The organism is Schumannella sp. 10F1B-5-1, from assembly GCF_006517535.1.
GTDB lineage: Bacteria > Actinomycetota > Actinomycetes > Actinomycetales > Microbacteriaceae > Schumannella.
Map to the genome: position 1 here is coordinate 402,999 of NZ_VHQH01000002.1, position 20,249 is coordinate 423,247.

21 protein-coding genes are annotated in these 20,249 nt (G+C 72.7%); 10 read left to right on the plus strand and 11 right to left on the minus strand.

The features are described from left to right. Positions 1 to 127 precede the first annotated feature (127 nt). On the minus strand, positions 128 to 2,977 hold the full coding sequence (locus FJ658_RS03365) for an AbfB domain-containing protein (RefSeq protein WP_141143948.1): 2,850 nt from the start codon (positions 2,975 to 2,977) through the stop codon (positions 128 to 130). Positions 2,978 to 3,260: 283 nt separating this feature from the next. Continuing rightward, the gene (locus FJ658_RS03370) at positions 3,261 to 3,767 is read right to left on the minus strand and encodes a metallophosphoesterase (RefSeq protein WP_141143949.1); all 507 of its coding nucleotides are present in this window, start codon (positions 3,765 to 3,767) and stop codon (positions 3,261 to 3,263) included. 280 nt (positions 3,768 to 4,047) lie between these two features. On the opposite strand from FJ658_RS03370, the gene helR reads away from it, so the two are divergent. Continuing rightward, complete coding sequence (gene helR / locus FJ658_RS03375; RefSeq protein ID WP_141144012.1) at positions 4,048 to 6,279, plus strand: RNA polymerase recycling motor ATPase HelR; 2,232 nt, start codon at positions 4,048 to 4,050, stop codon at positions 6,277 to 6,279. Positions 6,280 to 6,292: 13 nt separating this feature from the next. Here the strand turns inward: helR and FJ658_RS03380 are convergent, their stop codons facing one another. Then, the gene (locus FJ658_RS03380) at positions 6,293 to 6,865 is read right to left on the minus strand and encodes a TetR/AcrR family transcriptional regulator (RefSeq protein ID WP_141143950.1); all 573 of its coding nucleotides are present in this window, start codon (positions 6,863 to 6,865) and stop codon (positions 6,293 to 6,295) included. Between the two features lie 96 nt (positions 6,866 to 6,961). Here FJ658_RS03380 and FJ658_RS03385 point away from each other — a divergent pair, with 96 nt between their 5' ends. Further along, a complete protein-coding gene (locus FJ658_RS03385; RefSeq protein ID WP_141143951.1) occupies positions 6,962 to 7,405 on the plus strand; it encodes an OsmC family peroxiredoxin in 444 nt (147 codons plus the stop codon). A gap of 84 nt (positions 7,406 to 7,489) precedes the next feature. On the opposite strand, the gene FJ658_RS03390 is transcribed toward FJ658_RS03385, so the two are convergent. Further along, complete coding sequence (locus FJ658_RS03390) at positions 7,490 to 7,897, minus strand: PPOX class F420-dependent oxidoreductase (RefSeq protein ID WP_255447527.1); 408 nt, start codon at positions 7,895 to 7,897, stop codon at positions 7,490 to 7,492. Between the two features lie 117 nt (positions 7,898 to 8,014). Between FJ658_RS03390 and panD the strand changes: the two genes are divergently transcribed. Next, on the plus strand, positions 8,015 to 8,431 hold the full coding sequence (panD, locus tag FJ658_RS03395) for an aspartate 1-decarboxylase (RefSeq protein ID WP_141143952.1): 417 nt from the start codon (positions 8,015 to 8,017) through the stop codon (positions 8,429 to 8,431). 60 nt (positions 8,432 to 8,491) lie between these two features. Then, a complete protein-coding gene (locus tag FJ658_RS03400; protein ID WP_141143953.1) occupies positions 8,492 to 8,944 on the plus strand; it encodes a hypothetical protein in 453 nt (150 codons plus the stop codon). 41 nt (positions 8,945 to 8,985) lie between these two features. On the opposite strand, the gene FJ658_RS03405 is transcribed toward FJ658_RS03400, so the two are convergent. The 5 genes from FJ658_RS03405 to FJ658_RS03430 form a co-directional block, all read right to left on the minus strand. Then, positions 8,986 to 9,405 (minus strand): YafY family protein, encoded by a 420-nt coding sequence (locus tag FJ658_RS03405; protein ID WP_181408305.1) that lies wholly within the window; start codon positions 9,403 to 9,405, stop codon positions 8,986 to 8,988. 183 nt (positions 9,406 to 9,588) lie between these two features. Next, positions 9,589 to 10,878, minus strand: coding sequence for a CDP-alcohol phosphatidyltransferase family protein (locus FJ658_RS03410; RefSeq protein WP_141143955.1), 1,290 nt, complete (start codon positions 10,876 to 10,878; stop codon positions 9,589 to 9,591). 341 nt (positions 10,879 to 11,219) lie between these two features. Next, positions 11,220 to 11,588 carry a hypothetical protein gene (locus tag FJ658_RS03420; RefSeq protein WP_141143956.1) on the minus strand — a complete coding sequence of 123 codons (369 nt, stop codon included), beginning with the start codon at positions 11,586 to 11,588 and terminating at the stop codon, positions 11,220 to 11,222. A 218-nt stretch (positions 11,589 to 11,806) separates the two neighbouring features. Further along, positions 11,807 to 12,388, minus strand: coding sequence for a PepSY domain-containing protein (locus FJ658_RS03425; protein ID WP_141143957.1), 582 nt, complete (start codon positions 12,386 to 12,388; stop codon positions 11,807 to 11,809). A gap of 180 nt (positions 12,389 to 12,568) precedes the next feature. Further along, positions 12,569 to 13,162: a hypothetical protein gene (locus FJ658_RS03430; RefSeq protein ID WP_141143958.1), complete on the minus strand. Its 594-nt coding sequence runs from the start codon at positions 13,160 to 13,162 to the stop codon at positions 12,569 to 12,571. 480 nt (positions 13,163 to 13,642) lie between these two features. On the opposite strand from FJ658_RS03430, the gene FJ658_RS16745 reads away from it, so the two are divergent. The 5 genes from FJ658_RS16745 to FJ658_RS03455 all read left to right on the plus strand — a co-directional run bounded on the left by FJ658_RS16745 (position 13,643) and on the right by FJ658_RS03455 (position 16,660). Next, a complete protein-coding gene (locus FJ658_RS16745) occupies positions 13,643 to 13,783 on the plus strand; it encodes a hypothetical protein (protein WP_255447528.1) in 141 nt (46 codons plus the stop codon). A gap of 119 nt (positions 13,784 to 13,902) precedes the next feature. After that, entirely contained in the window at positions 13,903 to 14,361 is a 459-nt protein-coding gene (locus FJ658_RS03440; RefSeq protein ID WP_141143959.1) for a MaoC family dehydratase N-terminal domain-containing protein, read from the plus strand. Continuing rightward, positions 14,358 to 14,780 carry a MaoC/PaaZ C-terminal domain-containing protein gene (locus tag FJ658_RS03445; RefSeq protein WP_141143960.1) on the plus strand — a complete coding sequence of 141 codons (423 nt, stop codon included), beginning with the start codon at positions 14,358 to 14,360 and terminating at the stop codon, positions 14,778 to 14,780. Before FJ658_RS03440 ends, FJ658_RS03445 begins: the two co-directional genes overlap by 4 nt. Beyond that, positions 14,777 to 15,904, plus strand: a complete 1,128-nt coding sequence (locus tag FJ658_RS03450; RefSeq protein WP_141143961.1) for a UDP-N-acetylmuramate dehydrogenase — start codon at positions 14,777 to 14,779, stop codon at positions 15,902 to 15,904. Before FJ658_RS03445 ends, FJ658_RS03450 begins: the two co-directional genes overlap by 4 nt. 156 nt (positions 15,905 to 16,060) lie before the next feature. After that, positions 16,061 to 16,660: a nitroreductase family protein gene (locus FJ658_RS03455; protein ID WP_141143962.1), complete on the plus strand. Its 600-nt coding sequence runs from the start codon at positions 16,061 to 16,063 to the stop codon at positions 16,658 to 16,660. A 530-nt stretch (positions 16,661 to 17,190) separates the two neighbouring features. On the opposite strand, the gene FJ658_RS03460 is transcribed toward FJ658_RS03455, so the two are convergent. Further along, complete coding sequence (locus tag FJ658_RS03460) at positions 17,191 to 17,970, minus strand: LysE family transporter (RefSeq protein ID WP_370454751.1); 780 nt, start codon at positions 17,968 to 17,970, stop codon at positions 17,191 to 17,193. Between the two features lie 82 nt (positions 17,971 to 18,052). Between FJ658_RS03460 and FJ658_RS03465 the strand changes: the two genes are divergently transcribed. Further along, complete coding sequence (locus tag FJ658_RS03465; RefSeq protein WP_141143964.1) at positions 18,053 to 18,928, plus strand: LysR family transcriptional regulator ArgP; 876 nt, start codon at positions 18,053 to 18,055, stop codon at positions 18,926 to 18,928. On the opposite strand, the gene FJ658_RS03470 is transcribed toward FJ658_RS03465, so the two are convergent. Beyond that, positions 18,921 to 20,111, minus strand: a complete 1,191-nt coding sequence (locus tag FJ658_RS03470; RefSeq protein ID WP_141143965.1) for a pyridoxal phosphate-dependent aminotransferase — start codon at positions 20,109 to 20,111, stop codon at positions 18,921 to 18,923. The two genes, FJ658_RS03465 and FJ658_RS03470, sit on opposite strands and share 8 nt — an antisense overlap. Positions 20,112 to 20,249 lie beyond the last annotated feature (138 nt).

Consider the following 20,249-nt stretch of genomic DNA (forward strand, 5'->3'; position numbering starts at 1 on the left):
GAGCGTGGATGCGCGGCGCTCGCCGACCGCGCTCGCTCGCGCACCGCATCCGCACAGGCCGACGGCCCGCCCCGCACTCGCGTGCGCGGCGGGCCGTCGGTCGTTCGCGTCCCGCGTCAGCCCCCGATCACGGCGCCCACGGCGCCGCGAGGGTGAAGCTGCTGTCGGCCGACAGCGCCTGCGGGCGGTCGAAGCCGCTGTCGCCCGCGCCGCTCGCCCGCCACACGGCGGAGTCGTAGTGCCGCACGAACGAGCCGGCGAAGTTGTACGACTCGAGCGACACCCCCACTCCGTTCAGTCCGGGTCGCGAGCACCAGGTCGCGTCGGCCCGCATGAGCGCCGAGCCGTCGTCGCTCGCGAGCCGCAGCCGGCTGTCGGCGTGCCGCAGATACTGACCCGGGTAGTTGACCGACTCGAACGAGTAGCACGACGAGTCGGCGAGGCCGCGGCGGATCGTGAACGTCGCATCCGCCTTGAGCGTCGCGCTGCTGCCCGAGGTCACGACCTCGGTGCTGGCCAGCGAGTTCGCGTGCCGCACGTAGCGGTTCGTGAAGCCCCAGGTCGTGACCTGCAGCGAGCGCCGCGCATCCTGCGGCAGCAGCGCCGAGCTGCGCCAGAGCGCCGCTCCGCTCACGTCCCAGGTGGCGTCGGCCGCGAAGCCGGTCGCCGTGTCCCAGGCGTTCGCGCCGCCGCTGCGCGCCAGGTAGACGTTGTCGGCGTAGTGGCGCAGGTACGAGCCGGGGAAGTTCAGTGACTCGAACGAGGTGCCGCCGGCGGCGAGTCCGGTGCGGGCGCACCAGGTCGCATCCGCGGCGAACGAGCCGCCGGTGTTCGCGTCGATGCGCACCCGGCCGCTGGCGTGGCGCAGGTACTTGCCCGGGTAGTCGACCGACTCGAAGGAGTAGCAGCGCGCGTCGCCGAGGCCCGGCACGGTGCGGAACGAGGCGTCCTGTCGTGCCACATCGGAGCTCGCGGTCGTGAGCACGTCGGTGCGCGCCAGCGAGTCGGAGTGCCGCAGGTAGCGGTCGGTGAACCCGGGCGTCGTCACCTTGAACGAGCGCGTGTGCCCCACCGTCAGCTGCACGGGGGAGTTGAGGGCCCGGGATGCGGCGATCAGGTCGGCGTGCGCCGAGCGCAGCTGGTTCGTGTCGACCTTCTGCACCTGCCGGTCGTAGGTGAAGAGCCCGTTGTACTCGCCCTCCACATCCGTGATCTCGGTGTAGACGTAGGCCGAGACCCCCTTCGTGGTCATGAGCTGCTTCACGTCGCGCACCATGCCGGTGTAGCGGTCGTTGAGCTGCGCGGCGCTCGACATCTGCTCGTAGGCGAAGAACTGCCCGTCGGGGCTGTACTCGTGCCCCGGGGTGCGGAGGCCGAGCCCGCCGAACTCACCGAGCACCGACACCCGCGTCGAGGTCGGCCGTGGCGCATCCGGCCCGGTGTAGATGTGCCAGTCGAGGATGTCGCCCGTGTTCGGGTCGCCCTTGGATGCGCAGCAGTTGTATCCGCTGTGCGCATTGAGCAGGCGGCTCGGGTCGTACTGCTTGAGCGAGCTCGCGATGCGGGTGGTCTCGCTGAGGTTCCACTCGCCCCAGCCCTCGTTGAAGGGCACGTAGGTGATGACGGCGGGCGAGAAGCGGTGCTCGTCGACGATCTCGCGCGCCTCGGCCTCGAACTCGGCCGCCTGCGCCGGGGTGCGGTTGGCGTCGAAGGCCTGCGTCGACGGGATGTCCTGCCAGACCAGCAGCCCGAGCCGGTCGGCCCAGTAGTACCAGCGGGCCGGCTCGACCTTGATGTGCTTGCGCACCATGTTGAAGCCGAGGTCCTTGTGCTTCTGCAGGTCGGAGGCGAGGGCCGCATCCGTCGGCGCCGTGGAGAGCCCGTCGGGCCAGAAGCCCTGGTCGAGCGTGCCGATCTGGAACACGAACTGCCCGTTGAGCGTCGGGCGCAGCACGCCGTTGATCATCTTCGTGCCGACCTCGCGCATGCCGAAGTAGTTCACGACCTGGTCGACGCTCGCGCCGCTGCCGTTGCGCAGCGTCACGCGCAGGTTGTAGAGGAACGGGTCGTCGGGCGACCACCACCGCGCGTTCGGCACGGGCACCGTGAACTCGGTGAAGCCGCCGGTCGAGCTGCCGACGACGGTCGTGCCGTTCATCGCCTCGGCGAGCACGCTGTAGCCCGACACGCTGCCGCGGGTGAAGACCTTCACCCGAGCCGTGTTGTTCTGGATGTTCGGCGTGATGTCGACCGAGTAGATCGAGGATGCCGAGGTCGGCTCCATCCACACCGTCTGCCAGATGCCCGACGACGGCGTGTAGAAGATGCCGGTCGCGTTGTTGGTCTGCTTGCCGATGGGCTGCTTCTCGCCGCGGCCGTCGGTGGGGTCGTAGACCCGCACGATCACCTCGTTCGAGCCGGAGCGCAGCGCCGACGTGATGTCGGCCTCGAAGCGGTCGTAGCCGCCGCGGTGGAAGGCGACCTGCGTGCCGTTGACCCACACGGTCGCCTCGTAGTCGACGGCGCCGAAGTGCAGCTGCACGTTGCGTCCGCTCCAGCCCGCCGGAACCGTGAAGCTGCGGCGGTAGAACATGAGGTCGCGGTTGTCGTTGCGCATGATGCCCGACAGCGCCGACTCCACCGGGTACGGCACCAGGATGCGCTCGGGCAGCGTCTGCCCGATCGGCGGCGCGGCGTTGCGGTTCACGCTGCCGTCGGCCGCGGTGGCGGGGTTCAGGAACTCCCACTCGCCGTTGAGCGACTGCCAGTCGGGGCGCGTCATCTGCGGGCGGGGGTATTCGGGCAGGGGGTTGGTCGTCGACACCTGGTTGGTCCAGGGCGTCGTGAGCGGCGGCGTCTTCGGTGTGACGGCCGCGGCGGCGGGGGTCGCGGCGGCGACGGCGATCAGGCTCGCGACGGCGGAGACCGCGGCGAGGAGGATCGCGGTCGACCGGCGCGGTCGAGGGCGTGCGTGCATGGTGGTCTCCCGAACTTCATTGGTCGAGGGGCTGGATTGCGGATCATCAGACCGTGCCCGCGCACACCGCGTCAAGAGTTTCCTATGAAATTCCGCACAGATTTTTGAGACACCGGATGCGAGCGGGTGCAGTGAGCGCGTAATGGGCCGGTCAGCAGCCGGATGAGCGGCGCTCGACTCGCGCAGCGTCACGCGAGATCACCCGCCCTCACCCCGTCGCTCGACGCGGCCGCCCCGCTCGCGGTCAGCGCGACTCAGCGCGCTTCAGCGCGGCTCAGCGCGCTCAGCCGCGCGGCGGCAGCCGCACGAGCTCGACGTCGCGCAACTCGCCCGCATCCGCGGTCGCGGTGAGGAAGGTGCAGAACGGCTGACGGCGGCGGTCGGTGGGGGAGCCGGGGTTGAGCAGGCGCATCCCGTTCGACGCGACCGTGTCCCAGGGGATGTGGCTGTGCCCGAAGACGAGCACGTCGGCATCCGGGATCGCCTGCTGCATGCGCTGCTCGCGCCCGCCGGCCGGGCCGGTCTCGTGGATGACCGCGAACCGCAGTCCGTCGATCTCGCGCCGTGCGATCTCGGGCAGCCGGGCGCGCAGCCCGGGGCCGTCGTTGTTGCCCCACACGCCGAGCACCTCGCCGAGACCCTCGAGCTGGTCGAGCGTGGCCTCGTCGACCCAGTCGCCGGCGTGCACGATCAGGTCGGCGGCACGCGCCGCGGCGACGACCTCGGCGGGCAGGGCCTTCGCCCGCTTCGGCAGATGCGTGTCGGCGAGCAGCAGCAGACGGGTCGGCACGGTGACCTCCGGATGCGCGGCGGGAGCAGGATGCGGACCGGCGCGACCGCGACGCCGCCCCGGACATGCGAAAGGCGGAGGGAATCCCTCCGCCTGTTAAAGAGTATCCGCGCGAGGGGGACTTGCCGCAAGACCCCGGTGCGGGTGCAGGATCGTGCACCGTGCCCGCCGATCACACCTCCTCCGCCGTCCCCTCGTCCGCCGATCCCGCCCGCCCGGCGGTTGCCGCATCCGGCCCGACCCCCGCATCCGCTGCCTCCGCATCCAGCCCGGCCGCCGCATCCGGCCCCACCTTCGCGCCCTCCGTCTTCGACCTCCCGACCGCCTCGCCGCGAAGCGCGACCCGCGCCTGATCGCCGCCGACGAGTCGCACTTCGCCGCGATCGCGGCGGAGCTCGCCCGCCAGCGCGCCGACCTCGAGAGCCGTCTCGCGACGACGCTGCGCCTGCCGGGCGGCAGCGGTCAGGAGGCCCTCGACCGCGATCAGGAGGTGCACCGGCTGACCGCGCGCCTGCGCCAGCTGAGCCGCTTCGGCCTCGACCTGTGCCTCGGCCGCATCGTGCCCGCCGACGGGTCGGCGCCGGTCTACATCGGGCGCCTCGGGCTCACCGACCGCGACGGCGAGCGCCTGCTGATCGACTGGCGCTCGCCCGCCGCCGAGCCCTTCTTCGGCGCGACGCACGCCGCGCCGCTCGGCCTCGCCAGCAAGCGCCGCTACCGCTGGGCGCACGGACGCGTCAGCGACTACTGGGATGAGGTCTACCGCGGCTCCGACCTCGAGCAGACCGCCGCGCTCGACGACCAGTCGGCCTTCATCGCGAGCCTCGGCGGCGAGCGCTCGGGGCGGATGCGCGACGTGCTGGGCACGATCCAGGCCGATCAGGATGCGATCATCCGCGCCGACTCGCGCGGCGCCCTCGTCGTCGACGGCGGCCCCGGCACGGGCAAGACCGTCGTGGCGCTGCACCGCACCGCTTACCTGCTCTACGCCGACCCGCGCCTGTCGCGCAGCCACGGCGGCGTGCTGTTCGTGGGCCCGAGCGCGCGCTACCTCGACTACGTCAGCGACGTGCTGCCGAGCCTCGGCGAGGACGGCGTGCACATCGCCACGCTCGCCGACCTGGTTCTCCAGGGTGATGTGGCGGTGCGCGAGGGCGACCCGGCGGTCGCGGCGCTGAAGGCATCCGCTGCTCTCGTCGACGCGGTCGAGGCGGCCGTGCGGCACTACGAGCGCCCGCCGCGTGACGGCATGCTGGTGCGCACCGACTGGGTGGATGTGGAGCTCGAGCCCGACGACTGGGCCGACGCCTTCGCGGCCGCCGACCGCGGCACCCCGCACAACGAGCAGCGCGACCAGGTGTGGGAGGAGCTGCTGACGATCCTCATCGACAAGGTCGGCGAGGAGGTGCCGCCGCACATCGCGCAGCGTGCGATCACGACGAACGAGGAGCTGCGCGAGGCCTTCGCGCGCGCCTGGCCGCTGCTCGATCCGGCCGGTGTCGTCGCCGATCTGCTCAGCGTGCCGGCCTACCTCCGCGCCTGCGCGCCCGGCCTCCGGCCCGACGACGTCGCCCGCCTGCAGCGCGCCGACCCGCGCGCCTGGACGACGAGCGACCTGCCGCTGCTCGACGCCGCCCGCCTGCGCATCGGCGACCCCGACGAGGCGAAGCGCCGCCGCGAGCGCGAGACGCTGCTGGCGCGCGAGACCGAGCAGCGCGAGACCGTGCTCGACGATCTGCTGAGCTCGGGGATGCTCGACTCCGATACCGACAGCGAGGGCCTCCTCTCGATGCTGACCGGCGAGTACGGCGCCGATCTGCGCGAGAAGCTGATCGACACCGGCGCGCTGCCGGCCTCCGACCCGGACGCGCTCGCCGGACCCTTCGCGCACATCCTGGTCGACGAGGCGCAGGAGCTGACCGACGCCGAGTGGGCCATGCTCCTGCGCCGCTGCCCCTCGCGCAGCTTCACGATCGTCGGCGACCGCGCGCAGGCGCGCCACGGCTTCGCCGAGTCGTGGGAGCAGCGGCTCGCCCGCGTCGGGATCAGCTCGGCGACCGCTCCCGTCGAGCTCGCCTCGCTCACGATCAACTACCGCACGCCCGAGGAGGTCATGGCGGCGGCCGAGCCGGTCATCCACGCGGTGCTGCCCGACGCGAACGTGCCGTCGTCGGTGCGGGCGAGCGGCATCCCGGTCACGACGATCCCGATGAGCGAGCGGGATGCGCTGCTCGACGCCTGGCTCGACGAGCACGCGGAGGGCGTGGCCGTCGTGATCGGCGACGCGTCGTTCGCGCCGCGGGCCCGGGTCGCGTCGCTCACCTCCGAGCTGGCGAAGGGCCTCGAGTTCGACCTGGTGCTGCTGGCGGAGCCCGACGAGCAGCCCGATTCGCGGGCCGCTGCGGCGGCGGACGACGCGTCGCGCGCCGACGCGGCCCGCGTCGAGGCCGCTGTCGACCGCTACGTCGCGATGACCCGCGCGACGCAGCAGCTCGTGCTGCTCGCGCCCTGACCCGTCTCGCCCGCTACAGCGCGGCGTCGATGAGCGTCGCGGCCGCGCGGCGCGCCTGGCCGGCCGCCTCCCCCGACCCGGCGATCGCGGCGGTGGTCTGCGCGCCCTCGGCCAGGATCGCGAGCTGGGCGGCCAGGTCGGCGCTGCCGCCCGCCGCATCCACGAGCGAGGCCATGTACGACTGGAACGACGCCTTGTGCTCGCGCGCCGCCGCCGCGACGGCGGGCGATGTGGCGCCGAGCTCGCCGAAGGTGTTGATGAAGCCGCAGCCGCGGAAGTCGTCGTCGTCGAACCAGACGGCGAGGTAGTCGTAGGTGGCGAGCAGCTTCTCGCGCGGGCTCGCGACGGCGGCGACGGCCTGGGCCAGGCTCGAGGTCCACAGCTCGTGGCGGCGCCGCAGCACCTCGAGCACGATCGCCTCCTTCGAGGGGAAGAGGCCGTAGAGCCGCTTGAGCGAGACCCCGGATGCGCTGCGCAGGTCGTCCATGCCCACGGCCTGCACGCCCCGCCCGTAGAAGAGCGCGTCGGCGACCTCGACCACGTGCGCGCGCAGGGCGGGCTCGGCAGGAGTCGCGACGGTGTCCATGTCGCCAGTGTAGTTGCGCGAGAACGATCGTTCCCGTAACGTGGCCGACGAGCGAGAACGATCGTTCTCGCCTCCCCCGATCGTCAGGAGCACCACATGCCCACGCGTACCGCCCGCACCGCCTGGAACGGCTCGCTCGAGGCCGGCGGCGGCCAGGTCGAGCTGACCAGCTCGAAGGTCGGCACCTACGACGTCTCGTTCCCGAAGCGCGCCGCCGACGACGCCGACGGCACCACGAGCCCTGAGGAGCTCATCGCCGCCGCCCACTCCGCCTGCTACGCCATGCAGTTCTCGGCCCTGCTCGGCGGCGCCGGCGGCACGGTCGAGCAGCTCGACGTGAAGGCCGACGTCTCGCTCGGGCCCGACTCGTCCGACGGCGGCTTCAAGCTCACCGGCATCGTGCTCACGGTGGAGGGCGAGGTCTCCGGCATCGACGAGGCCACCTTCCTCAAGGCCGCCGAGGATGCCAAGGCCGGCTGCCCGGTCAGCAAGGCCCTCAGCGGCGTCGAGATCACGCTCAACGCGACCTTCGTGAGCTGACCCGGTCGAACGCGACACAGAAGAAGGGGTGGATGCGCGCATCCACCCCTTCTTCTCTGCCCGGCGTCGGCCGGGCGCTCGTCGCTACGAGCCCTGCTTCGTGGTCTTCTCGACGCTCATCACGAGCACGACGCGGTCGGCGGAGTCGGCCGGAGCCTGCGGGTCGGGCATGCCGTAGCGCTCGGCCAGCTCGACGTAGAACGCGCCGGTCGGGTCGGGCACGACCTCGGTCAGGCGACCGCGCACCTCGAGGTAGCGCAGCGGGTTCTCGGGGTCGACGACCGAGAAGGCCATCGACGGGTTCTGCTGCAGATTGCGGAACTTGCCGCGCTTCGTCGTGTGCGTGAAGCGCACGCGCTCGCCGTCGAACAGGAACCACATCGGGTTCACCTGCGCCGCGCCGTCGGGGCGCACCGTCGCCAGATGCGCATAGAGCGGCAGGTCGAGCAGCGGGCGGAAGGCGGCGGGGATCACATCGTTCTGGTCGGTCACCCGAACATGCTGGCACGCCCCGCCGACGCGTCGCCGGTGCGCTCGGGCGCCGGCTCACCGCTCCCGACGCTCGCCCCGCGATCCCGGTATCGTCGCCCGGCGAGAGAGAGGCACCGCATGCTGCGCACCGTGCTCGGCGGCAAGATCCACCGCGCCACCGTCACCCAGGCCGACCTGCACTACGTCGGCTCGGTCACGATCGACCGCGACCTCGTGCGCGCGGCCGGCATGGTCGAGGGCGAGAAGGTGCAGATCGTCGACATCACGAACGGCGCCCGCATCGAGACGTACGTGATCGAGGGCCCGGCCGGCGGCGGGGGCATCTGCATCAACGGCGCCGCGGCGCACCTGATCGAGCCGGGCGACCTCGTCATCCTCATGTCGTTCGTGATCGTCGACGAGGTCGAGCTCGCGAGCCACGAGCCCAAGATCGTGCACGTGGATGCGCGGAACCGCGTCGTCGCGCTCGGCTCCGACCCGGCGCAGGCCGTGCCCGGGTCGACCGACCAGATCTCGTCGCGCGACGTGGTCTGACGCGAGCGCGGCCCCGCGCGGGCGTGGTCTCACGCGAGCGGGTCTGCGAGGATCGACGACGTGACCGATCCTCGCGATGAGAACAACCCCTACCTCGCCGATCCGACGGCGCAGGGTCGTGCCGGAATCGGGGGCGGCACGGGCCCCGGCTCGGGTGTCGGATTCCACTACTCCCGCGAGATCGTGAACGACGGCTCGGGCGCTCGCGAGTACATCAGCGGGGCGATGCCGAAGCAGCCGTGGCGCATCCTGGCGATCATCGGCTTCGTCGCCGCGTTCCTCTTCTCCCTGCTCGGTCTCGGCCTGAGCATCGCCGCCCGGGTGCAGTCGAAGCGCGCCGGAGAGCCCAGCGGACTCGCGCTCGCCGGCATCATCGTGTCGATCGTGCGGCTCGTGCTCGACGTGGCGCTGGTGGTCGTCTTCGTGTCGATCTTCTCGGGGCTCTTCGCGAAGTGCGCCGAGCTCGGCCCGGGCGAGCATGTCGTCGACGGGGTCACCTACAGCTGCAGCTGACCCGCCGCCGAGGGGGATGCGGGCCCTCGCGGTCGCGGACGTCAGCTCGTCGCGCGTCCCGCCGAGGCGTCGAAGAACGGCATCGCGATGAGCCCCTCGTAGCGGCGGCGCAGCGGCGTCGGCAGGGCGCGCTCGACCTTCGCGATCGCCGCATCCAGGCCCGGCTCGCGCTCGGGCACGACGCCGGCGCGGCGGCCGAGTGCGAGGGCGAGCATGACGGCCATCGCCTCCTCGTCGCTGAGCATGAGCGGCGGCATGCCGAGCCCGTCGCCGATGCGGTAGCCGCCGTTGCGCCCGCGGATCGTCTCGACCGGAACGCCCAGCTCGCGCAGGTGCTCGGCGTAGCGCCGCACGGTGCGCTCGTCGACGCCGAGGGTCGCGGCGAGCTCGCCCACCGAGCGTTTGGGCGCCGACTGCAGCAGCTCGAGCATGGTCAGGATGTTGGCGGTGGGTCGGGACATCCCGTCCACCCTGGCACAGATACCGGGCGCGCTCTGACCGCTTGACGCGCGGCAATCGTCACTCGCGCTTCGCAATTCAGCACGAGAGACCCGGCGCGACCCGCGCGGGTCAGCGTGGCCCATCCGTGCTGAGTTGCGTCACGCGACGATCGCGGTCGCTCGGCGCGCCGTGCGCCGCGCGGATCAGCTCGCGTGCACCCAGCCGAGCCCGCGCACGATCATCGCGCGGCCGTACTGCGCCGCGGCCAGATAGTGCCCGACGATGCCGCTCAGCACGAGCACGAAACCGCCGCTCACGACCGCGCCGAAGGCCTCGCCGGCGCCCGACGACAGCAGTGCGGTGCCGAGCAGCACCAGCAGCATCCCGCCGAAGAGCAGGGCCGTGCGCACCTTGCCGGTCCAGGTGACGGGCAGGTTCGGGTCGCCGTCGAAGACCGTGACGCTGAGGATGCCGAGGGTCAGGTCGGGCACGACGAGCAGGATCACGGCCGCCCACGGGATGAGTCCGCCGGCCGCGAGCGACATGACGACCGCGAAGGTCGTGAAGCGGTCGGCGAGCGGGTCGAGCCACTTGCCGAGCTCCGACACCGTGTTCGTGCGGCGGGCCAGCCAGCCGTCGACCCAGTCGGTGCTGAACACGATCGCGATGAGCACGATCGAGGCCCAGTACTGCCCGACCAGGATCAGCACCAGGAACACCGGCAGCAGCAGCAGCCGGGCCAGCGAGATCAGGTTCGCCCAGGTGCGCCACTCGTCCTGCTTGAACAGGCGGGTGAACAGCGGCACCGTGGGCACCTCGCCCTCGACGGGGGCTCCGGCGCGGGCGGTCGCGCTCGCGGTCGCGTCGATCACGGTCGCCGCGGTCGAGCGGGTGCTGCGCACGGCGTGCACGATCAGCGCGATCACGACGATGAGCGCGAGCAGGCCGAGCACGAGGATGCCGCCGTCGCCCAGGGGGTCGTGCACCGCATCCAGCGACAGCCGCAGCAGGAAGCCGACGCCGACGTAGACGAGCGCCCACGTCGCCGCGCCCGCGAGCGAGGCGGCGAGGAACACGGGATACGGCACGCGCGCGACGCCCGCCGCCGGCGGGGTCAGCGTGCGCACGATCGGCACCAGTCGGGTGAGGAAGATCGTCAGCCCGGCGTGGCGGTCGAGGGTCGCGAGCGCGCGATCCCAGTTGCGCAGCCCGAGGCGGCGGATGAGCGGACGGTCGCGCAGGCTCGGCCCCACCCGGCGGCCCAGCAGATAGCCGAGGTGGTCGCCGGCGCAGGCGCCGATCGTCACCGCGAAGAACATGATCACGGCCGGCACGAGCGAGTCGAACGCCGCGGAGAGCACGAGCACGGCCGCCTCGCCCGGCAGGTGGAAGCCGAGGCCGATGCCGTTGTCGAGGAAGGAGAACAGCATCCCGAGCGCCCAGATCACCGGGTCGGGCAGCGTCGGCGCCGTGCCGGACCAGGGGATGCTCACGACCCAACCCTAGAGCGCACGGGCGACGCGGGGATCGGGGCGCACCCGCCGCCGCGAGGGCTCGCCGCGGCGCCGCGCCGGCGCCGATCACCGTGCCGTCGCGACTCGGCCGCGTCCGGCTCCCGCCGCCTGTGCGACCCCCCATCCTGAACGCCCGCGGCTGGTCGGCATCGGCGCCGCGCTGACCGTCGGCCTCGCACTGGTCACGGGGGCGGAGGAGTTCTCGCCGCTCAAGGCCGTGCTCCCCGCCAGGATCGTGCTCGCGGTCGTCGGGCTGAAGCTCGTGCCCTCGCGGCCGGTCCACGTCGAGGACGCGGAAGGATCGGACGCCGCGCGGCCGGTCAGCTCGCGGCGCCGGTCTCCTCGACCTCCGACGCGAGACCGAGCAGGTGCCCCGCGCGGGCGAGGCGCTGCAGCCGGTCGGCGAGATGGCTGACGTTCTCGGACGTCATCGAGACGCGCGACCCGTCGCGGGACTGCACCGTGAGCGCTTCGCCGGCGAAGCTCGCATCCACGGCCGCCTCGACCACGCGGTCGGCGTCGGCCTGGGCCTGCAGGGCGCTGATGCGCCACTTCTCGGCCGAGTCGGCGGCGACGTCATCGGCGAAGCGTCCGCGCAGAACCCGACGCACGGCCGCGCTCGCGATCGCGAGCTCGCCGAGCGAGCGGAGGATCTGGACGGGCGGGCCGTCATCGTGCAGGACCGACATGGACTCCCCAGTTGCGATGCTCGGGCGGTGCGCTGACGCGGTGCGTGGCTGCGGTGCGTGGCGCCACTCTAGCGATCCTCGCGTCCCGGGGGCCATGCCTTGACGTTCGCCTCTCCGGGCCGGTAGACGGAGCGGTCTCGCGCCGGGTATGACGCGGCGAGCGGGCCGGTACGAGGACTGGCGCGAGGTCCGGCGCGAGGTCCGGCGCCCGGCCGGCCTCAGTCGTCGTCGGCGGGGGAGGAGACACCCGAGCCGGGCAGCGGATCGCCGGTCGCGGCGTCGAGCTTCACCTCGTGCTTCGTGTCGCCGTCGAGCAGCTCGGCCTCCCAGGCCACGACCCCGTTCTCGTCGTCGAGGGCGAGCTCGACGATCTCGCCCGGAGCCTGCGCCGAGGCGGCCTTGGCGGCGTCGGAGAAGTCGAGCTCGGCGGCCTGGATGCGGCGCACGTTGTCGGCGTCGTCGTCGGCGTCGACCGGCTTCTGGCTCGGCCGCCCGAGCAGGTCGCCGTCTTTCGCGATCACGCGCACCTCGGTCTCCCGGCCGTCGGCCGCTGCGACGGTGACCTCCCAGGCACCCGAGTCGTCGCGCTCGATCGCGACGACGGTGCCCGATCCGGTCAGCTCGAGCGCGGCCTCGGCGGCCGAGCCCAGCCCGAGACCGTCGCCGGCTCCGCCTCCCGCCGCGGCGGAGCTCGAGCCGTCGCCGCCGTCGTCGGCGCCGGCGGTGGGGGTGCCCGCGGTGCACCCGGCGAGCAGCAGGGCGGAGAGCGGGAGCGCGGCGAGAGCGAGGCGGCGGTGCATCCCGTCACTCTCGCCGCTCGGCCCGCGAGCGAGCTGACGCGCCGGGGCGTGTCGGGCATGACGAAGGGCCCCGCACGGCGGAAGCGTGCGGGGCCCTTCGAAGGGGAGTCGGGATCAGGCGCCGATTCGGTCGACGACCGATCCCGGGATGATCAGCTCACGCCGATCGGATCGACTCGATCAGCGGCCGAGCGCGGCGGCGAGCGTGCTGTCGACGGTGCTGCCGACCTCGGTGCCGATGTTCGAGGTGGCGTCGGCCACGTCGTTCGCCACATTCGAGGTCACGTCGCCGACACTGGCGTTGCCGGCGTTGGTCTCGTTGCCCGAGACGTTGCCGACGGTGTTGCCGTTGCCGGTCTCGTTGCCCGAGGCGATCGGGGCGGTGGTGCTCACGTCGTTGCCCGAGGCGACCGGCGCGCTGACGTCGTTGCCCGACGCGACCGGGGTCGAGTTGCCCGAGGCGATGTCGCCCGTGGTGTTGCCCGACGCGATCGGGCCCGGGGCGATGTCGCCGACGCCGACCTGCGGCGCGAGCACGATGGGGGCGCTGGTGTCGCCGCCCTGGAACGAGCTGCCGCCGATGAGCTCACGCAGGCTGTTGCTGTCGAGCAGCGAACCGGCCAGGTGCGTGTCGGTCGACGTCGCGGTCGAGTCGTGGGAGTCGGTCGAGTGGCTCTCGGCGGCCATGGCCGGAGCCGAGAAGCCGAGGGCGAGGGCGCCGGCGGCGGCGGTTCCGAGGATTCCGAAAGCGGTCTTCTTGACGGTGGTGTTCACGATGAGTGTTTCCTTTTCCGTTCGGGTCGCGGTGCGACTCCCAGTTCGCACCGACGCCGTACCGGGTAGCTCCCGGTCGACGTGGGGTGGTTCTTCCCGGTCGCCGATCGGGTTTGGTCGGGTGTGCCTCGAACGAGGGTCGGCCGGGCGTGTCGGAGGAGGGGCATCCCCGTCGTTCCAGGGCGGGCGGCGGGTTGCTGGCAGTCCCCTGTGCGACCCCGATCCAGGTCCGATCCACCCACCCGAACGCACCGATCCGGCGCGCCGATCCACCCATCCGGCCACACCGATCCGACGGCGCCCCGAACCGGCCCGCGACCCCGACACGCCGCGTGCGCATCCCGTCTTCGGGGGCGGCTCCGGAGCGGTGGATGTCGGTGGTCGCCCGTAATCTCGGGAACGGAACCGCGGCAGGGCCGCGACACGCCGAAACCACAACATGTAGGGGAATGACATCCGTGTCATTAGCGCTATATAGTGGTGAACCTGCGGCCCCGGAAGGGCGTCGCGGCTCAGATTTCCGACAGAGAAGGGGGTCCGGACATGGACAACGACAGCATCGACGGCTACGACATCCCGGTCGACCCGATGGACCTGCTGCAGTGCGACAGCTGCCAGTGATCCGTCTGCTCGGCTAGGGCTCGCAGCCCACACCAGCGTCGGAAGCCCCCGGTGATCCTCGGATCCCGGGGCCTTCTGCATGCCCGGGCGAGGTCCGAGCGCCCGGGTAGTCTCGACCCGTGGCAGTGAACCCCGAGATCCAGGGTCGGCGGCTCCCGCCGGTCGGCCCCTACCTGGTGGGCCGCGAGAAGGTGCGCGAGTTCGCGCGCGCCGTGCTCGCGCAGAGCCCCCTCAACCTCGACGCCGAGTCGGCTCGCGCCGCCGGCTACGCCGACGTCGTCGCGCCGCCCACCTTCCCGGTGGTCGTGCAGGAGGCGACGCTCGCGCAGCTGCTCGCCGAGCCCGACACCGGCATCGACTTCACGCGCGTCGTGCACGGCGATCAGCGCTTCACCTTCGTGCGCCCGGTCGTCGCAGGCGACGAGCTCATGGCCGAGCTCACCGTCACGAGTGTCAAGAGCCTCGGCGGGCACAGCATGGTGACCGCATCCACCGAGGTGGTCGACCTCGACGGCGAGCTCGTGCTCACCGCGATCTCGACGCTCGTGGTGCGCGGCGACGAGGAGGCCTCCGCATGACCCGCCCCCGCATCTCCGACCTCACCGTCGGCGAGGTCGTCGCCGAGCGCACGGTCACGCTGCACCGCGACACGCTCGTGCGCTACGCCGGCGCCTCCGGCGACTTCAACCCCATCCACTACCGCGACGACGTCGCCGCGTCGGCCGGCCTGCCGGGCGTGCTCGCCCACGGGATGCTGACGATGGGCCTCGCCGTGCAGCCGGTCGTCGACTGGCTGGATGGCGACAGCGGCCGCGTCGTCGACTACCAGACCCGCTTCACCCGCCCGGTCGTCGTCGACCCCGCCGAGGGCGCCGAGGTGACGATCGTGGCGAAGGTCGGCGTGCTCGAGGAGCGCTTCGCCCGCATCGACCTGACCGTCTCGTTCGGCGGCCAGACGGTGCTCGGCAAGGCGCAGGTGCGGGTCGACCTCGAGTGACCGACGCACCGCGCGAGCTGCGTGACCTGACGACGCTGCGCGTCGGCGGCGCCGCGCGGCAGCTGATCGAGCCCGGCACCGAACTCGACATCGTGCGCACGGCGCTCGACGTGTGGTCGAGCGGCGACGACTGGTGGGTGCTCGGCGGCGGATCGAACGTGGTCGCGCCCGATGAGGGACTCGACGGCACGGTGCTGCGTCTCGCGACCCACGGCGTGAAGCGCCTCGAGGGCGATGACGCGGCGAAGGTGCACCTGCGCGTGCAGGCCGGCGAGCCGTGGGATGCGCTGGTCGGCCTCACCGTCTACAACGGCTGGTCGGGCATCGAGGCGCTGAGCGGCATCCCGGGGTCGACGGGCGCGGCGCCGATCCAGAACATCGGCGCCTACGGCCAGGAGCTGTCGCAGGTGCTCGTCGCCGTCGACTTCCTCGACTTCGAGACCGGGCACCGCCTGCGTCTCACGGCCGACGAGCTCGGCCTCGGCTACCGCACGAGCGCGATCAAGCGCGGCCGGCTCGGCATCGTGATCGCCGTCGAGCTCGAGCTCGAGGCGACCACCGACCGCGTTCCGCTCAGCCGGCCGGTCGCCTACGCCCAGCTGGCCGACGCGCTCGGCGTCGCGGTCGGCGAGCGCGCCCCGATCCGCGAGGTGCGGGATGCGGTGCTGCGCCTGCGGGCCGGCAAGGGCATGGTGCTCGACCCCGCCGACCCCGACTCCGTCAGCGCCGGCTCCTTCTTCACCAACCCGATCGTCGAGGAGGCGGTCGCCCGCGGGCTGCCGGCGGACCTGCCGCGCTGGCCGGTCGAGCCGGACGACGACACCCCGCTCGTGCTGCCGCTCGGCGCCGAGCCGCTGCCGAGGCCGGCCGCCGGGCCGCGCCACGTGAAGCTCAGTGCCGCCGCCCTGATCGAGCGGGCGGGCATCCACCGCGGCTTCGCCCTGCCCGGCTCGGGCGCGGCGATCTCGTCGAAGCACACGCTCGCGATCGTCAACCGCGGCGCGGCGACGGCGCTCGACGTGCTGCAGCTGGCCGAGTTCGTGCGCACCCGCGTCGCCTCGGAGTTCGGTGTGGTGCTGCATCCTGAGCCGGTCTTCCTCGCGCCGAGCGACGACCTGTACTGAGGTCGCCGACGCCGGCCGCGACGAGTCCGGCGGGCCGTGGATGCGGCGGGAATAGTTGCAGAGACTGCATGCGTTCACATGGACGCGAGGATGCACCGGGCGTCCCGCGACCCCGGCCGCGCATCCGGCACCGACTACTGCCGACCAGGGAAGAGCATGAGCACCACGTCTGAGATCCGCCCCAGCACCGTCCGCACCGCCGAGACCGACGCCGAGCTGCACCCGCTGCTCGACGAGCGCTGGAGCCCCCGCTCCTATGACGCCGAGGCCGTGATCGACGACGCCGCCCTGCACGCCCTGCTCGAGGCCGCCCGCTGGGCGCCGTCGGCCGCCAACTCGCAGCCGCGCCGCTTCATCGCCGGCCGCCGCGGCACCGCGACCTTCGACAAGATCCACGCCGGTCTCGCGAGCGGCAACCAGCCCTGGACGACCAAGGCCGCCCTGCTCGTCGTCGGCCTCACCGCCGTCGACCCCGAGCAGGGTCCGCACCGCTGGGCCGAGTACGACCTCGGCCAGTCGATCGCCCACCTCACGGTGCAGGCGCACGCGCTCGGCCTGCACGCGCACCAGATGGGCGGCATCCTGCCCGAGGAGCTGCAGAAGTCGTTCGGTCTCGAGCCGAACGTCGTGCCGGTGACCGTCACGGCGATCGGCCAGGTGGATGTGGCCGAGGAGCTCGAGGAGCGCTTCCGCGAGCGCGAGACCGCGCCGCGCAGCCGCAAGCCGCTCGACGAGCTGGTCATCGTCGCGGAGTGAGCTCGCTCTGATCGCTCCGCGGAGCGCGCCCGATCCCGGACGCCGCGCTCCGCATCCGCCCGTGCGGTCATCACGGGCTCCCGGCGCCCGGCGCGACCTCAGGTCGGCCGGGCGCCGTCGTGCGCGCGTCGTGCGCACAGCGTCTGCTGCTCGGCCCCCGCACGTCGGCATCGTGCATGCCGATGCTCGTGAGCAGACGCTGTGCCGCCGTCGCAACGGTGCTGCCGTCTGGCGCCCGACCTCGCGCGCGGCGGCGCCCGGGCCCAGCTCTGAACCATCTCAAGGAGTTGCTGCAACTGCTGTGGTTGATGTTGCTCGTGCGCCACAGCAGTGACAGCAACTCCTTGAGACGGTTCCCCACGACGGCGAGGGGTGACGGAGAGCAGCGACGGGGTGCGGCGACGGGATGGGCCGGTCGCGGCGCCCCTGCACGGTCGCGCCGCGACCGGAGTCGGGATGCGCGGCCGCGTCGATCGCGCAGGCCGCGTCGCGCGACGGCTCGGTGCACGACGGATCTGTGCGCGCCGACGTCAGTGCACGACGAGCGTGACCGCCAGGGTCGCCATCACGGCCGCGACGATCAGGTCGAGCACGCGCCAGGCGATCGGCTTCGCGAACAGCGGCGCGAGCAGGCGGGCGCCGAAGCCGAGGCCGACGAACCAGACGATGCTCGCGGTCCAGGCGCCGATGCCGAAGATCCAGCGCTGGTCGCCGTGCCCCGAGGCGATCGACCCGATCAGCACGAGCGTGTCGAGGTAGACGTGCGGGTTCAGCCAGGTCAGCGCGAGCGCGGTGAGGGCGACGGATGCGGCGGTCGCCGTGCGCGGGCGGGCGGGCGCGGCGACGACCGCGGTCGCGCCGGGCGAGCTCGCCGCGCCGGTCGCGGAGGTCGCGTCGGTCGAGCTCGTCGCGCCGGTCGAGATCGCCGCACTCGTCGCGCCGGACGTCGACGTCGCGCGGCCGGAGTCGTCGGGCGTGCCCACGGGCTCGTCCGCAGGCCCCGCGTCGCGCGCATCCACCTGCAGCCGCCCTGGCCGGATCGCCCGGCGCACCGCGAGCGCGGCGTAGACGAGCAGGAACGCCGCGCCCGCCCAGCGCGCGATCTCGGCGAGCACGGGCACGCTCGTGAACAGGGCGCCGCCGCCCGCGACGCCGACGCCCATGAGCACGGCGTCGGAGACGAGGCAGATCAGCACCACGACGACGACGTGCTCGCGCCGGATGCCCTGGCGCAGCACGAAGGCATTCTGCGCGCCGATCGCGGCGATGAGCGAGAGGCCGAGGCCGAAGCCGGCGAGCGCGGTGGGGATCACGGCAGTCACGCTAGGAGACACGCAACAGCAAGACCAGTTCAGCATTCTTGCGAACCGGAAGCCCAGCTAATGTGGCCGCATGATCGCGTCCGAGTCGCTCGCCACGCTGCAGGCCGTCGTCGACGAGGGCAGTCTGGATGCGGCGGCCCGCACCCTGCACATCACGCCGAGCGCCGTCAGCCAGCGGCTCAAGGCGCTCGAGCAGCGACTCGGACGCGTGCTGCTCGTGCGCTCGAAGCCGGCCCGCCCGACCGAGGCGGGCGTCGTGCTGCTGCGGCTCGCGCGCCAGCAGGCGCTGCTCGAGCGCGAGGCGCTGGCCGAGCTGGGGCTCGACGAGCGCCGCGGCGTCGAGGTCTCGCTCGCGATCAACGCCGACTCGCTCGCGACCTGGATCCTGCCGCCGCTCGTGCGCGCGGCCGAGCGGGCCGGTCTGCTGCTCGACATCGTGCGCGACGACCAGGACGACACGGCCGCGCGCCTCGCCGCCGGATCGGTCATGGCCGCGCTGACCTCCGAGGCGACGCCCGTGCCCGGCTGCCGCAGCGTGCTGCTCGGCCGCATGACCTACCGCGCGGCCGCGACTCCGGAGTTCGCGCGGCGCTGGTTTCCCGACGGGGTGAGCGCCGCATCCCTCGCCGGGGCCCCCGTGATCGACTTCGACCGCCGCGACGACCTGCAGACGCGCTTCGTCCGCTCGATCACGCGGGCGGCGATCAGCCCGCCGCGGCACCGCATCCCGGGCGCCGCCGATTTCGCGGACGCGGTGCGCGCCGGACTCGGCTGGGCGATGCTGCTCGACCACCAGCTGGCCGCACCCGGACCCGAGCTGGTCGAGATCGCGCCCGAGAAGCCGCTGTCGATCCCGCTCTACTGGCAGCAGTGGGATCTGCGCTCGAGCGCGCTCGACGCGATCGCCGACGAGGTGCGCGCCGCGGCGGCCGAAGCGCTCAGCTGAACAGCGTGCGCAGCCGCTCGACGCCCTCGCTGATCGCGTCGTCGCCCATCGCGTAGCTGAAGCGCAGGTAGCCCGAGGGGCCGAACGCCTCGCCGGGAACCGGCGCGACCTCCGCCTTCTCGAGGATCAGATCGGCTAGCTCGAGCGACGTCTGCGGCGTGGTGCCCGCCCACTCGCGGCCGAGCAGCCCGCGCACGTCGGGGTAGACGTAGAACGCGCCGGTCGGCGTCGGGGTCTCGAAGCCGGGGATGCTGTTCAGCCCCGCGACGATCAGCTGGCGGCGGCGGTCGAAGGCCGCGCGCATCTCGGCCACCGAGTCCTGCGGGCCGGTGAGCGCGGCGATCGCGGCGCGCTGCGACACGTTCGACACGTTCGACGACAGGTGCGACTGCAGGTTCGAGGCGGCCTTGATCGCGTCGGCGGGGCCGACCATCCAGCCCACGCGCCATCCGGTCATGGCGTAGGTCTTGGCGACGCCGTTGACGAGGATCGTGCGGTCGGCCAGCGCCGGGGTCGCCTCGACGATGGATGCGGCGCGGACGCCGTCGTAGGTCAGGTTCTGGTAGATCTCGTCGCTGATCACCCAGAGGCCGTGCTCCTCGGCCCAGGCGCCGATCGCGGCGGTCTGCTCGGGGCTGTAGACCGAGCCGGTCGGGTTCGACGGCGACACGAAGAGCAGCACCTTGGTGCGCTCGGTGCGGGCGGCCTCGAGCTGCTCGACCGTCACCAGGTACTGCTGGTCGGCGCCGGCGAAGACCTCGACGGGCACGCCGCCGGCGAGGCGGATCGCCTCGGGGTAGGTGGTCCAGTACGGCGCGGGCACGAGCACCTCGTCGCCTGGGTCGAGCAGCGCCGCGAAGGCCTGGTAGACGGCCTGCTTGCCGCCGTTCGTCACGATCACCTGCGAGGGCTCGACCGCGAGCGACGAGTCGCGCAGCGTCTTCGCGGCGATCGCCTCGCGCAGCTCGGGCAGGCCGGCGGCGGGGGTGTAGCGGTGGTTCTTCGGGTCCTGCGCGGCGGCGACCGCCGCATCCACGATGTGCTGCGGGGTCGCGAAGTCGGGCTCGCCCGCGGCGAACGAGATGACGGGGCGCCCGGCGGCCTTGAGGGCCTTGGCCTTGGCGTCGACCTTGAGGGTCGCGGACTCGGAGATCGCGCCGATGCGCTGGGAGATGCGTGCCACATCCCGAGCCTACCGAGCGCCGCCGCGGATGACGCGGGCCGATCGGCGGGCGGTGGATGCGCATCCACCCGCTCGGAACGACGGCCCCGCGAGATGCCGTATGCTTGCCCACGGCTGGCGAAGATCGCCAAGCTTCGA